Origin of the sequence: Mesorhizobium sp. M2E.F.Ca.ET.219.01.1.1, from assembly GCF_004016445.2 — a bacterium.
Lineage (GTDB): Bacteria > Pseudomonadota > Alphaproteobacteria > Rhizobiales > Rhizobiaceae > Mesorhizobium.
On the sequence record NZ_SADT02000190.1, the window covers coordinates 1 to 313 of the forward strand.

A 313-nucleotide genomic window follows, 5' to 3' on the forward strand; every position below is an offset into this window, starting at 1 on the left:
ATCACCCCTATTCTGCCGGGCGCTGCGTGCTGAACGGCATTGTTGATAGCTTCCTGGACGATCCGGTAGAGAGCCGTGCGCAGCGTTTCCGACAGGCTGTCGGCGCTGCCGTCGCTGGTGTCGGCGATGCGCACGGCGATCGGCGGCTTGGCCCTGGCGACGCTGCGGTTGAGATGCGCCTCGACGGCGTCGCGCAGGCCGAACAGTTCGAGCACGCTCGGCCGCATGTCGTCGACGATGTGGCGCAGCTCCGCCAGGCAGCCGGCGATCTCCTGCTCGAGGTCGGCGAGCTGCGCCGTTCGCGCCATGCCCC

The 313-nt window shown here is 69.0% G+C and carries 1 pseudogene; it reads right to left on the bottom strand.

Going from position 1 to position 313, the window contains the following annotated elements:
* A pseudogene (locus EN862_RS35475) lies at positions 1-313 on the bottom strand (ATPase); the annotation flags it as partial.